Raw genomic sequence first — 12,986 nt, forward strand, 5'->3', positions numbered from 1 at the left:
CGCCCTAAGGTGCTATGGCCGTGAATATCCTTTTCATTGAGGATGATCCGATGAATCGGCGGGTCGTCGGCGACATGCTCGACGTTGCCGGTGCGGTGATGACGGGAGCGGAGAGCGCCGAGATCGGCCTCAAGCTGATCGACGAGCATGATTTCAATATCGTCCTGCTCGATCTGCGCATGCCGGGGATGGACGGATTCGAGGCGCTGCGTCGCATTCGTGCGCGCGGCGATGCGAAGGCAGACCTGCCGGTCATCATCGTGACGGCCGATACCGCAGTCGACCTGCGGGATCGGTGCCTCGCGGCGGGCGCCGACGAAGTGATGTTCAAACCGGTGGCGATGGATTCGCTGTTCGATGCGATCGGCCGCATGCTCGCCAAGCCGGGTGCCGGGATGATCGACTGAGGCCCGGCGGGGGCTGGATGTCGTACGCTCTCGCGCCTCGTCGGTGCCTTATCGTCTCACAACGTAAACAACTGTATCCGATGCGGATGTAACCACTTCCGGTTCCAGGGCGAAGTAACCATATGGCGATCAAGCCGTGTGGAGCGTTCCTTGTCAGATGTAATCCTCGATCGCTTGTTGACCACGATGGACGTTGCGGTCGGCGCGTTTGCGATATGTGAAGTGCGGCGCGGCCTTCGACTGATCGGCGGGGCGAGCGCGGCCGTTGAGGTCCACTACGTGCTTACGGGTACTTTGCACCTGACGGTCGGTGACGGCCCCGAAGTGCGCTGTGGCCCGGGCAGCATCATCGTCGTTCCGGCGGGACTTCATCAGGTTATGGCGGCCGACACTGCCCCGGCGATCGACGTGCGTGCCGCCGACAACTGCACGCCGACGCGCAGCGGTCTGCTGTTGTTCGACGCTGCGGAGGGCGGTGTGGGCGATGTCCGCGTGCTGTGCGGTCTGATTGCCGCCAACATTTCCGGGTCGTTCGGCTTGCTCGACGCGGTCAAACAGCCGCTCGTGGAGGATCTCAGCGATCTCGCGATGGTCCGGCAAAGCTACGCCACAATGCTGGACGAGATTGGCGGCGAAGCGTTGGGTGCCCGAGCGCTGACGGGCGCGCTGATGAAAGCGTGTCTCGTCGTGCTGTTGCGTCGCCATTTCGCCAGCGAGGGGCAGGGCTCGAGCGTCCTCAGTTCGTTGCGTGATCCGCGGCTGGGCAAGGCAGTGACCAGCGTTCTCGACCGGCCGGCGGCGGCGCACAGCGTCGCCAGCCTGGCGCGTGTCGCCGGCATGAGCCGCTCGGCCTTTGCGCGCGAATTTTCCAACAATCTCGCGATGAGTCCGATGGCGTTCGTCGCGCGCACCCGGTTGCATCACGCCGCCGAGTTGCTCGCCGCGACTCGCCTGCCGGTCAAGGTCATCGCCGCCAGCGTCGGTTTCGCCAGCCGCAGCCATTTCAGCCGCGCGTTCAGTGCCGCCTATGGCGCTGATCCCAGCGGATATCGCCGCGTGGCGGTTGCCAGGCCCAACGGAGCCGGATCGGCAACGGGAGCGCACGTGCAATGATGTCGACGAATCGTCTGACCATCGGCGTCAGTTTGTTGGCGGCGATGGGCGGTGTTGCCCTTGCCGCGCGGTCGTTCCAGTCCGGTTCGCCGGCGGTCGCGGTCGCCCGGACGTCGACGGTCGCCGCGGTGCCGGCAACGCCGCTCGACGCCGCTCGCCCGACCGTCGTCGAACTTTATCAGAGCCAGGGCTGTTCCAGCTGTCCGCCGGCAAATGCCAATGTCAACGCGATCACCGATCGACCCGGTATCCTCGCGCTCAACTTTGCGGTGACCTATTGGGATTATCTCGGCTGGAAAGACAGTTTTGCGTCGCCCGATTACACGGCGCGGCAATGGGCCTATGCTCAGGCCGCGGGGCGCGCGCAGGTATCGACACCGCAGGTGATCATCAACGGCCGTGCCGCCGTGGTGGGGAGCAATGCCGCGACGCTCGCCGCCGCGATTACCGCCAATGCCCGTGCAACCGCGGGGCCGGAGATTGCCGCCGACAGTGGCCACGTCACCATCGGCGCGGCGCCGGCTTCCGCCGACGCAACAGTGTGGCTGGTGCGCTATGATCCGCGCAATCTCGCCGTGCCGATCCGCGCCGGCGAGAATGACGGGCGCACGCTCGACCACCGCAATATCGTCCGCTCGCTCACCGCACTCGGCGACTGGCATGGACGCCCCGCGTCGTTCGCCTTGCCGGCGGGCGACCCGATCTATCGCAGCGCAATTCTCGTCCAGCAGGGCAAGGGCGGCCCGATCATCGCCGCCGCGCGAATCTAGGTCGTGCGGTTGTCGGGCGGTGCAAGCGCGGCGGCGAGCGACGCCGTCGCGCTGCCGCGCCGCGCCGGCTGGGGCTGGCTCGGTGCGGGTGCCCAGCCGGTGAGATAGACGATATCGAACCGCTCGGCGGTGCGGCCATCGGGGTCGGCGCGATCGGCAAAGGCCAGGGCGGCGCGCGCGAGAACGTCGCGCCGTAGCGGGCGGCGGTCGCGCAGCACATTGCTCACGCCCATGCCGCGCAGGTCGCCGAGCAGGCGCCCGAGCCCGGCATAGCGCACCGTCAACGTCTCGACATCGGCCACCGGCAGCGCAAAGCCGGCGCGGACCAGCAGGTCCCCGGCCGACCGCACATCGATTTGCGGATGCAGCCGCGCTGCCGGCCGCTCACCCTCGGCGTCGCGCAATACCGCGCGGAGCGTCGCGAGGCTGCCAGCGCCGGTAAAGGCGGCGAGGAACAGGCCATCGGGCCGCAATGCCCGCCGTACCAGCGCGAGCGCGCCGGGCAGATCGTTGACGCTGTCGAGCACCCCGGCCGACACGACGAGATCGAACGAAGCGTCGGCAAAGCATGGCTGGTCCTCATCGGCCTGGATGCCCCCCGCCGCGGCGGCGAAGCGCGCGCCGGCATCGCTGCGGGTTATCGTAGCGCCGGCGGGCGGAACGAAGCTGCCGTCATAGCTGCCGAGGTCGAGCACATGCTCGAACGAACGCGTCACGCTGGCCAGCCGGTCGGCGATTCCGTCAAGCATCGCCGCGCGCAGGAAATCATGCTCGGCGAAACGCGGCTGGGCGCGGTCGCGGCGCAGGCGTCGCGCGGCGCGATCGAAGATCTCGACATTGCTCATGGCGCGGCTTGTGCCGCCGCGGCGCGCGCACGGCAAGGCCGGCGCGGGGTTGCCGCGCGGGATCGTACGGGGCCATCGGTGACTTTGCCCTTCGCGCCGGTCGCGCTATCGATTGCCGGTGTCCGTGATGCGCCGCCTCGTTGCTCCGTTGCGCCTTGCCGCCGACCTGGCGCTGCCGCCGCGCTGCCCGGGTTGCGGCGCCGTAACCTCGGACGATCATCGCTTCTGCGTCGCCTGCTGGGACGGGATGCGCTTTCTCGCGCCGCCCTGGTGCGCGACCTGTCACGTCCCCTTCGCCTATGATCTTGGCCCCGGCGCCTGCTGTGCCGCCTGCGCGGCCAGGCCGCCGCGCCATGCCGGCATCCGCGCCGCGGTCGCCTATGGCGATGTCGCGCGCACCGTCGCGCTGCGGCTGAAATATGGCGGTCGCACCGCCTTTGCCAAGACGGTGGCGCGCCAGATGGCGCGCCTGCTGCCCGACGATGCCGATCTGCTCGTGCCGGTGCCGTTGCATCGCTGGCGGCTATGGTCGCGCGGCTTCAACCAGGCGGCGCTGATTGCCGCATCGCTCGCGCGGATCGGCAATATAAGCCACGATCCCTTCGTCCTCCGCCGCGTCCGGGCGACCGCGCCACTACGCGCGATGGGGTCGCGCGCCCGCGCCCGCGCGGTTTCCGGCGTGTTTGCGATCGATCCGGCGCGGCGCGAAAATCTGCGCGGGCGCCATGTCGTGCTGGTCGACGATATCCATACCAGCGGCGCGACGAGCGACGCCTGTACGCGGATCCTGTTGCGCGCCGGCGCCGCGCGGGTGACGATTTTATGCTGGGCGCGCGTGCTGCCGGGTGAGGCCGGTGATTGACAAGCGCGGTCTGTATCCACACCTGTAGCGTCATGGCCAAGGTCGAAATCTACACCAAAGCATTCTGCCCCTATTGTTCGCGGGCGATGAACCTCCTCGCCGGCAAGGGCGTCGCGGTCGACGAGTTTGATATCACGATGGGCGGGCCCAGGCGCGGCGAAATGCTCGAGCGCGCCAATGGCCGTACCACCGTGCCGCAGATCTTCATCGACGGGCAGCATGTCGGTGGCTCGGACGATCTCGCCGCGCTCGATCGGGACGGCAAGCTGGACGCATTGCTCGCGGCATGAAGATCGCCGTGCTTCAGATGACGACCGGCATCGACCCGGCAGCGAACGCGCGCGCCCTCGTTGCCGGCGTCGCCGAGGCGGCGGCGGCCGGTGCGGCAGTGCTGTTTACCCCGGAGATGTCCGGCTTGCTCGATCGCGACCGCGCGCGCGCTGCGGCGTCGCTGCACGATGAGGGCGACGATCCCGTGCTCGCGGCCGTCCGCGCGGCGGCGGCCATGCACGGCATATGGGTTCATCTCGGCTCGCTTGCCGTCTGCGGTCCCGATGGTCGGCTGGCCAATCGCGGTTTCGTCATCGATGCCGATGGTGCGATCCGTGCCCGCTACGACAAGCTTCATCTGTTCGACGTCGACCTGCCGACCGGGGAGAGCTGGCGCGAATCCGCTGCCTATGCGCCGGGGCAGGGGGCGGTGGTCGTCGATACGCCGGCCGGCATGCTCGGCCTGTCGATCTGCTACGATCTGCGTTTCCCGGCGCTCTATGGCGCGCTGAGCGACGCCGGCGCGACGATCCTTGCCGTTCCTGCCGCCTTTACCCGCCCGACCGGCGCCGCGCACTGGCATGTCCTGATGCGTGCCCGCGCGATCGAGTCCGCCGCCTGGGTCGTCGCGGCAGCGCAGACCGGCGAGCATGCCGATGGGCGCGCGACCTACGGCCATTCGCTGGTCGTCGATCCGTGGGGCGCGGTGGTGATCGATATGGGTGAGGCGCCCGGCCTGGGCTTTGCCGAGATCGATCAGGCACGCGTCGGTGACGTGCGCGCACGTATCCCCGTGCTGGCGCATCGCCGCGCGATCCCGCCGGTGGTGCAGACGCAATGATCGTGTTCGATCTGCGTTGCAGCGGCGCGCATGTCTTCGAGGCGTGGTTCGCCTCGAGCAGCGCCTATGAAGAGCAGCGGGAGCGTGGCCTGCTGGTCTGCCCGGTCTGCGGCGACAGCGACGTGGTCAAGGCCCTGATGGCGCCCAACGTCGCCGCCAAGGGCAATGCGCGGCAGGTCCCCGCCGTGATGCCGACGGCCGCAACACCATCCAGCGATGCGCCGTCGCCCGCGGCGATCAAGGCGGCGATGCAGGCGATCGCCGCGATGCAGGCGAAGATGCTCGAAAAATCCGAATGGGTCGGTCGCGCGTTTGTCGATCGCGCGCGCGCGATGCACAGCGGTGAGGCCGATGTCGCGCCCATTCATGGCCAGGCCACGCGGGCGGAGGTTGAGGCGCTGATCGAAGAGGGTGTCCCGGTTGCGCCGTTGCTCGTGCCGGTCGTGCCGCCGGACGCGCTAAACTGACCGCGAGGCGATTGACCGGCGGGCAGGGCGGCGATACCGCTCGTCGTATTGCCCCCGTAGCTCAGCCGGATAGAGCGACGGTTTCCTAAACCGTAGGCCGCGTGTTCGAATCTCGCCGGGGGCACCAATATTCATAACGCGCGCACTGCTGTCGCGCGCTGGCGGCGGGCTCCGGCGAAGGATCGACCGAAGCCCGCACTGCCGTAACGCTCAGGCCTTGACGTGCTGGGCGATGTACTTGTTCATTTCGAACATCGTCACTGAATCCCGGCCGAACACCTTCTTCAGCTTCTCGTCAGCGAGAATCTCGCGCTTGTTGGCGGGGTTCTGCAGGTTGTTGGCCTTGATATATTCCCACACCTTGCTGATCACCTGGCTGCGCGGCAACCGGTCGTTGCCGACGATCGCGCCGAGTTCGGCAGAGGGCTGAACCGGTGCGTGGATGCCGCCGGTCTTCGCGGGGGTAGTAGCCATAAATCGTCCTTCCTGTGTATCGTGCTGGCCGTTGACGGCCTTACGCCTTCGTGCAGCGCACATCGCTTGTGCGCCGCCTTTTCCCGCTTGTCACGCCTAACAATGTCCATTCGGGCTGCTTTCTCCTCGGTTGAGCCGCCCGGCGCGATCAAGTTGAGTCATTTTCACGACGGTCGCCAATGTGGCGATGCAGGCACGACTGTATGCCTCAAACGAAAACGGCCCCCGTTCCATTCGGAACGGGGGCCGCTGTTCACGCCATCTGATCGCGGATCAGAAGCTCTTGCGAACCGTGAAGCCATAGGTACGCGGCTCGTTCGGATAGCCGCTATAGCTGCCCGACTGCGCCACCGTCGGGAAGGTCGCCAGCAGGAACTTGTCGTTGTTGAGATTGCGCGCCCAGAACATCAGCTCGAGCTGATCGTTGGTGTCCTGGATCGCGAAGCTGGCATTGATCTGGCTCTGGCCCCAGGTCGAATATTGCGGCGGGGTCGTTTCGGTGAGCTGCGTGTTGCTCGTATAGTCATATTCGCCGCGCAGATAGAAACCCCAGCCATTGCCGAAGCGATGCGTGATCGTCGCCGAAGTCGACGCGCTCCACGTTGGGATGCCGGCCGGCTTCCTGCCGGTCAGATCGCGGAAATTCGGACGCAGGCCGGTTGCCGGATTAATCGGGCACTGCACCGTATCATAGTCGACGCACGCCGCGCCGGTGAACGAGTCATATTTCGGATCGAGATACGTCACCGCACCGGTCAGTGAGAGCCACGGGATCGGGCGATAGGCTGCGTCCACCTCGAAGCCGCGAACCGACTCCGCGCCGGCGTTGACCAGATTGAAGCCCAGGCCGGTGAAGGCGTTCGACTGGAATCCCTTGATGGTCTGCTTGAACACCGCGAGGTTGAAGAAGCCGCCATGGAACTTGGCCTTGAGGCCAGCCTCATAGACAGTCACATTCTCCGGCGCGGCCGAGCGACCGACGCCGTTGAGCGGCGGGCGGCTGTCGGATGACAGGTTGAACGCACCCGCCTTCCAGCCGGTCGAATAGCTGACATAGACGTTCACTGCGCCGAGATCATAGGCCGCGCGGGCAGCCCAAGTCACCTTGTCGCCGGTCAGAATGCCGGATTCCGACGCGTTCGGATAATTGACCGGACCGTGCACCGGCGAGTTGCCGTAGAAGAATTGCAGAGCGTTCAGCCCGAACGGGTTGGTTCCGCCCAAGGATGTCGGGCAAGGCGACGAGCCTGCCCCAGGCAACGACGCGCCGAGCGAGGCGCCGAACAGGTTGGTGGGAACGCCCGGCAACCCGGCATAGGGGCCGGCGGGAACGATGCGCGACGCCGGGTTATAGCCCTTCTGCAGCAAACAACCTGCAATTGAAGCCGGCAGGGCTGCGAAAGGAAGTCCCGCAAACGTCGCCTGGTTGTCAAGGTTGAGCATCGAGAAGCGGTCGGTCAGCACAACGTTCGAAACGGCGGCCTTGCGATCGTTCATATAGGCCACGCCGCCGGTCAAGGTGAGGCGATCGGTAACTTTGTATTCAGCCTGGCCGAACAACGAATACGACCGCTGGTTCATGTGGTAATGGTCGGAAATGCCGGTACCAGCGGCGAAATAGGTGCTGCCGGGCACGACATTCGGCACGCCGCTTGCGGCCTGAAGCGATTCGAGCCCCGCGAGCAAGCCCGCTGCGCCGCCCGTCAGCGCGTTGATGTAGGCCCTGGCGTCCTTGCCATAGAGGATGTCGCGGCCGGTATCGAGTTTCTCGTCCTGATAAAAGCCGCCGACGAGCCACGAGAAGGGACCCGTGCCCTCCGAGGCGAGGCGGAATTCCTGGGTGAAGGTCTTGATTTGGTTGGCGCTGGTCAGGTTGGAGATGTCGGCGCCGGTGAAATCGACGTCGAGCGTGGTCTGGTTGACCTGGTCGCGATAGGCAGTGATCGATGTCAGCTTGGCGAAGCCGAGGCTCCAATCGATCTGGCCGGAAATACCCTTGCCAACCAGGCGGTTGGTCGGATCGGTATTGTAGACGAGGTTGCGCTCGAAGGTACGGGTGGTGTCGTTGATCTGTTTGCCGAGTCCGCCCACCGAAACCGGCGCGCCGATCGCTTGGGTCGCCGGGCCGTTGAACACGGTCTCGGCACCGCAGCACACTTCTTTGATGACGTTATAGTCGGCGATCAGGCGCAGCGAGAAATCCGACGAGGGCTGGAACAGGATGTCGCCGCGGATCGACCAGCGGTTGCGCTCGTTGACGTCGCGGCCGGTCACCACATTGTTGAAATAGCCGTTGCGCTCGTTGATGCTGCCCGACACGCGGAAGGCCAGGCTGTCGCTGATCGGGCCGGTGATCGTGCCCTTGGGGTTGAGCTGGCCGTAATTGCCGACCGTGACCTCGGCCTTGCCATGCCATTCGAATTCGGGGCGCTTGGTGATGATGTTGATCGCGCCGGCCGACACGTTCTTGCCGAACAGGGTCGATTGCGGGCCGCGCAGCACCTCGATGCGTTCGATCTCGGGAAGATCGTCGAGCGCAGCCGCCGAGCGCGAGCGATAGACGCCGTCGATGAAAACACCGACCGAACTCTCGATACCGTCATTGCCGTTGCCGTTGCCGAAACCGCGAATCGTAAAATTGGTCTGCCCGGCGCTCTGGAACTGGGTGACCTTCAACGACGGCACGACCGACTGCAGATCGATCAGATCGACGATGCGCGCCTTTTCGATCGTCTCGGCACCCGTCACGGCGACCGAGATCGGCACGTCCTGCAGCGTCTGTTCGCGCTTCGTCGCGGTGACGATGACGTCGCTGCTATAGTCGTCGCTCGCCGTCGGGGCGGGCGTCGGCGCAGCGGGCGGGGTGGTCTGCGCCATGGCCGGCACGGCAGCGAACAGTGCGATTGCCGACGCGGCGAGCAACTCGTATTTCTTCATCGTGACATCCCCTTCTGGCTCGCCCCCAAGTCTTCTGCTGGTTGAGCGCGTTCGTAAAATTGGTATGGTTTTTTAGCGTGTCGTCGAATCTATCGTCAATGCGTATTCCACGCAAATCGGCGGGGTTGCACAGTTGTTGCCCAAATGAGACAGTTTCGAAATCGAACATGAATTCGGCCGCGACCTGCTGCCGCGCCAATCGCAGATGCCGTAGCGTCATGCGACCAGCCGATCAAAGGACTCTAAGATGATAAATCGTTCCGCCGGGCCGGAAAACGGCGATCTTGTCGATGACGCGCCCGGCACCGCGGTGCCCGACGACGTGGCCGAGGCGATCCGTACGCTGATTCGCTGGGCCGGCGACGATCCCGCGCGCGAAGGACTGGTCGATACACCCAGGCGCGTCGCCCGCGCGTGGAAGGAATATTGCGCCGGCTATCACGACGATCCTGCGCACCATCTGTCGCGCATCTTCGAGGAGGTCGGCGGCTATGACGAGATCGTCATCCTCAAGGACATCCCGTTCCAGTCGCATTGCGAGCATCACATGGCGCCGATCATCGGCAAGGCGCACATCGCCTATCTGCCGTCGAACTGGGTGGTCGGCATCTCGAAGCTCGCACGCGTTCTCCATGCTTATGCTCGGCGCCTCCAGGTGCAGGAACGGCTGACCGCGGAAGTCGCCAACTGTATCTGGGACAATCTCAAGCCGCTCGGCGTCGCGGTGGTGATCGAGGCGAGCCATGCCTGCATGACCGCGCGCGGCGTACGCACGCCGGGCGTGACGATGGTCACCAGCCGGATGATGGGGGTGTTTCGCGACGACGACCGCAGTCGCAAGGAAGTCCTCGCGCTGATGGAGCGCTGAGCGATGGCGGTGACCCGGACGGTTCTGGTGACGGGCGCGGCACGACGGATCGGCGCGGCGATCGCACGCCACCTCGCCGGTACCGGCTGGCGCGTCGCCATTCATTATCACGAACATGCCGAGGCGGCGCTTGCGCTGGCGGGGGCGCTGCCCGGGGCGGTCGCGCTGCCCGGCGACCTGGCCGATCCCGCCACGCCGGCTTCGTTGATCGCCGCCGCGCGCCAGGCCCTCGGCGCGCCGCTGGCCGGACTGGTCAACAACGCCTCGCTGTTTCGCTTCGATACGCCGCCATGGGTCGAACGGGCCGCGCTCGACGAGCATCATGGGATCAATCTCGCCGCACCCGCGATGCTCGCCTCGGCGCTGGCATTGCAGGACGATCTTGCCGCCGGCGCGGTGGTTAATCTGCTCGACCAGAAGCTTGCCAATCCCAATCCCGACTTCTTCTCCTATAGCTGCGCCAAGTTCGCGCTCGGCGGCGCGACCCGGATGCTGGCCCAGGCGCTCGGCCCGCGCCTTCGCGTCAACGCCGTCTCGCCGGGGATTTCCTTGCCAAGCGGAGGGCAGACCGATGCGGAATTTCACGCGGTCGCCGGCGAAAACCTGCTGCGCCGGCCGGTCGCGGTCGACGATATCGCACGTGCCGTCGCCTGGCTGCTCGAGGCGAGGGGCGTCACCGGCCAGAACCTGTTCGTCGACTGCGGGCAGCGTTTTCTGCCGCGTGCGCGCGACGTGATGTTCGAGGTTGCGCATGGCTGACGCCGGCTATGCGCTCGTGCTCGACGGGCTGTCGCTGGTCATGGGCCTGGGGATCCACGCCCATGAACAGGCACCGCAACGCGTGCTGGTCGATATCCGGCTCGACTGCGTCTATCCGTCGCCACCGTCCGAGGATCACATCGCCGAAGCGCTCGACTATGACGCGATCTATACTGGCGTCCGCGCTCTCGCCGCCTCGCGTCACTTCAACCTGCAGGAAACGCTGTGCGAGGAGATTGCAGCGCTGTGCCTCGCCGACCCGCGCGTCGCACGTGTCACCGTCAGGTCGTGCAAGCCAGATATCTTTCCCGATGCCCGGGTCGGCTGCGAGATCGTGCGTACGCGCTGATCGTTCGCCGGAAAGCCGCTGAAATTGTTCGTGCCGCCCGCGCTCAGGGCAGCGTCGTGTCCGCCCGGTTCGCCGCACTAAGCACCGCGCGTACCGACGCCGTCGCGATGTCGGTGTCGATCCCGACCCCGAACACCGTCCGCCCATCGGTCGTACGGCACTCGACATAGGCCGCCGCGCGCGCATCGGCGCCGTGGCCGATCGCATGCTCGCTATAATCGACCACGTCGAGCGACGGCCCGGTGCTTTCGCCCAGCGCCGCGATCACGCCCGAGATCAGGCCGTTGCCGCGCCCCGAGATCGAGCGCTCGCCGCCTTCGATTGCGACGCGTCCGACGAACAGACGGTCGCCCGCCGTGCCGCTCTCATGATAATCGAGCAGCGCGAAGCGATCGTTCGCCCCGGGCAGATAGGTCGCCTCGAACAGCGTCCAGATATCGGCCGCGTTGAGCTCGCGGCTCGTCTCGTCGGCGAGCTGCTGGACGTGGCGGCTGAACTCGGCCTGCAGGCGCTTTGGAAGCTTGAGCCCCTTGTCCTGCTCGATCACCCAGGCGACGCCGCCCTTGCCCGATTGCGAATTGACCCGGATCACCGCCTCGTACGACCGGCCGAGATCGGCCGGGTCGATCGGCAGATAGGGCACCTGCCAGAGCTGGTCGTTGCGCTCTTCCTGCGCCGCGAAGCCCTTCTTGATCGCGTCCTGATGGCTGCCGGAAAAGGCGGTGAACACCAGTTCGCCGGCATAGGGCGTGCGGGGTTGGACGGGCAGATTGGTGCAATAGTTCACCGTATTGACGATCTCGTCGATGTCCGAGAAATCGAGATTGGGGTGAAGCCCTTGCGTGTACATGTTGAGCGCGACCGTCACGAGGTCGCAATTGCCGGTGCGCTCGCCATTACCGAGCAGGCAGCCCTCGACGCGGTCGGCGCCGGCCATCAACCCGAGTTCGGCTGCTGCCACGCCGGTGCCGCGATCGTTGTGCGGATGCAGCGAAATCACCACGGAATCGCGGTTGCGGATATGCCGCCCGAACCATTCGATCTGGTCGGCATAGATATTGGGCGTCGCCGCCTCGACCGTTGCCGGCAGGTTGAGGATGATCGGATGGTCGGGGGTCGGCCGCAGCACGTCCATCACCGCCTCGCAGACCTCGACCGAGAAATCGAGTTCGGCGGTCGAGAAGGTCTCCGGGCTATATTCGAAATGCCAGTCGGTGTCGGGCTGTGCGGCGGCCTGGTCGCGCAGGATCATCGCGCCTTCGATGGCGATCGCCTTGACCTGTTCGCGGCTCATCCCGAACACGATGCGCCGCCACGCCGGCGAGACGGCGTTGTAGAGATGGACGATCGCCCGCTTCGCGCCCTTCAGCGAGGCGAAGCTGGTTTCGATCAGGTCGCGGCGCGACTGGGTCAGCACCTGGATCGTCACATCGTCGGGAATACGCCCGCCGCTCACCAGCCCGGCGATGAAGTCGAATTCGGTCGCGCCGGCACTCGGGAAACCGACCTCGATTTCCTTCAGCCCGATCTTGACGAGCAAGTCGAAAAAGCGCGCCTTCTTCTCGGCGTCCATCGGGTCGATCAGCGCCTGGTTGCCGTCGCGCAGGTCGGTGGAAAGCCAGCGCGGCGGCTGGGAAATCGTGCGCGACGGCCATTGGCGGTCGGGCAGGTCGATCTGGGGAAAGGGTCGGTATTTGACGGAAGGGTCGCGCAGCATGGCTCTGGTCTCGCTGGTCGAGGAGATTTCGGGTCGATGATGGCCCTTAGGCGGATCGCGCACGCTCGCGGCGCGCAGCGGGGTACGCGCCTAAGGGCGCGTAAGTCGAAGCAGCGGGAGGCGAAGCGCCAGCGTCATGCGCGGTGCGTTAGCGCGCCGGGGTCGGCGATGTCCAGCCCGCAAAATCACCTAGGCCGTGTTGACAAAGGGGATTCCCAATAGCGGCAGTATCTGATTCAGGGTGGCTTTTGGGAGGCTGCCTTGATCCGTGGTTTGATGAGCGACGAAGAATGGAGCTGCCTTAAGC

Annotated in this window: 14 protein-coding genes and 1 tRNA gene; 11 read left to right on the plus strand and 4 right to left on the minus strand. The window is 65.9% G+C overall.

Going from position 1 to position 12,986, the window contains the following annotated elements; translation table 11 throughout:
• The first annotated feature begins 20 nt into the window (after positions 1 to 20).
• From U1839_RS23650 to U1839_RS23660, 3 genes are all read left to right on the plus strand, one after another.
• Positions 21 to 407, plus strand: coding sequence for a response regulator (locus U1839_RS23650; protein WP_281124738.1), 387 nt, complete (start codon positions 21 to 23; stop codon positions 405 to 407).
• A gap of 150 nt (positions 408 to 557) precedes the next feature.
• On the plus strand, positions 558 to 1,520 hold the full coding sequence (locus U1839_RS23655) for a helix-turn-helix domain-containing protein (RefSeq protein WP_332806028.1): 963 nt from the start codon (positions 558 to 560) through the stop codon (positions 1,518 to 1,520).
• Entirely contained in the window at positions 1,520 to 2,290 is a 771-nt protein-coding gene (locus U1839_RS23660; RefSeq protein ID WP_332806029.1) for a DUF1223 domain-containing protein, read from the plus strand. The genes U1839_RS23655 and U1839_RS23660 overlap by 1 nt, the downstream gene beginning before the upstream one ends.
• Here the strand turns inward: U1839_RS23660 and U1839_RS23665 are convergent.
• On the minus strand, positions 2,287 to 3,135 hold the full coding sequence (locus U1839_RS23665) for a class I SAM-dependent methyltransferase (protein WP_332806030.1): 849 nt from the start codon (positions 3,133 to 3,135) through the stop codon (positions 2,287 to 2,289). The two genes, U1839_RS23660 and U1839_RS23665, sit on opposite strands and share 4 nt — an antisense overlap.
• Before the next feature lie 127 nt (positions 3,136 to 3,262).
• On the opposite strand from U1839_RS23665, the gene U1839_RS23670 reads away from it, so the two are divergent.
• The 5 genes from U1839_RS23670 to U1839_RS23690 all read left to right on the plus strand — a co-directional run bounded on the left by U1839_RS23670 (position 3,263) and on the right by U1839_RS23690 (position 5,702).
• Entirely contained in the window at positions 3,263 to 3,997 is a 735-nt protein-coding gene (locus tag U1839_RS23670) for a ComF family protein (RefSeq protein WP_332806031.1), read from the plus strand.
• A 32-nt stretch (positions 3,998 to 4,029) separates the two neighbouring features.
• On the plus strand, positions 4,030 to 4,287 hold the full coding sequence (gene grxC / locus U1839_RS23675; RefSeq protein ID WP_332806032.1) for a glutaredoxin 3: 258 nt from the start codon (positions 4,030 to 4,032) through the stop codon (positions 4,285 to 4,287).
• Positions 4,284 to 5,108: a carbon-nitrogen hydrolase family protein gene (locus U1839_RS23680; RefSeq protein ID WP_332806033.1), complete on the plus strand. Its 825-nt coding sequence runs from the start codon at positions 4,284 to 4,286 to the stop codon at positions 5,106 to 5,108. The genes grxC and U1839_RS23680 overlap by 4 nt, the downstream gene beginning before the upstream one ends.
• Entirely contained in the window at positions 5,105 to 5,575 is a 471-nt protein-coding gene (locus U1839_RS23685) for a DUF1178 family protein (protein ID WP_332806034.1), read from the plus strand. The genes U1839_RS23680 and U1839_RS23685 overlap by 4 nt, the downstream gene beginning before the upstream one ends.
• A gap of 50 nt (positions 5,576 to 5,625) precedes the next feature.
• Positions 5,626 to 5,702 (plus strand) — tRNA-Arg (locus tag U1839_RS23690).
• 83 nt (positions 5,703 to 5,785) lie between these two features.
• Here the strand turns inward: U1839_RS23690 and U1839_RS23695 are convergent.
• Together U1839_RS23695 and U1839_RS23700 are read right to left on the minus strand one after the other, a co-directional pair.
• A complete protein-coding gene (locus U1839_RS23695) occupies positions 5,786 to 6,049 on the minus strand; it encodes an SWIB/MDM2 domain-containing protein (RefSeq protein WP_281124687.1) in 264 nt (87 codons plus the stop codon).
• Positions 6,050 to 6,322: 273 nt separating this feature from the next.
• A complete protein-coding gene (locus U1839_RS23700; protein WP_332806035.1) occupies positions 6,323 to 8,986 on the minus strand; it encodes a TonB-dependent receptor in 2,664 nt (887 codons plus the stop codon).
• Positions 8,987 to 9,233: 247 nt separating this feature from the next.
• Between U1839_RS23700 and folE the strand changes: the two genes are divergently transcribed.
• From folE to U1839_RS23715, 3 genes are read left to right on the plus strand one after another with little or no spacing between them, the layout of a single operon-like run.
• Positions 9,234 to 9,854, plus strand: coding sequence for a GTP cyclohydrolase I FolE (gene folE / locus U1839_RS23705; RefSeq protein WP_332806036.1), 621 nt, complete (start codon positions 9,234 to 9,236; stop codon positions 9,852 to 9,854).
• A gap of 3 nt (positions 9,855 to 9,857) precedes the next feature.
• A complete protein-coding gene (locus U1839_RS23710) occupies positions 9,858 to 10,613 on the plus strand; it encodes an SDR family oxidoreductase (protein WP_332806037.1) in 756 nt (251 codons plus the stop codon).
• Positions 10,606 to 10,962 (plus strand): dihydroneopterin aldolase, encoded by a 357-nt coding sequence (locus tag U1839_RS23715; RefSeq protein WP_332806038.1) that lies wholly within the window; start codon positions 10,606 to 10,608, stop codon positions 10,960 to 10,962. Before U1839_RS23710 ends, U1839_RS23715 begins: the two co-directional genes overlap by 8 nt.
• 43 nt (positions 10,963 to 11,005) lie before the next feature.
• Here the strand turns inward: U1839_RS23715 and leuA are convergent, their stop codons facing one another.
• Positions 11,006 to 12,679: a 2-isopropylmalate synthase gene (gene leuA, locus U1839_RS23720; RefSeq protein WP_332806039.1), complete on the minus strand. Its 1,674-nt coding sequence runs from the start codon at positions 12,677 to 12,679 to the stop codon at positions 11,006 to 11,008.
• Positions 12,680 to 12,986 lie beyond the last annotated feature (307 nt).

Source organism: Parasphingomonas halimpatiens, assembly GCF_036663795.1.
GTDB lineage: Bacteria > Pseudomonadota > Alphaproteobacteria > Sphingomonadales > Sphingomonadaceae > Sphingomonas.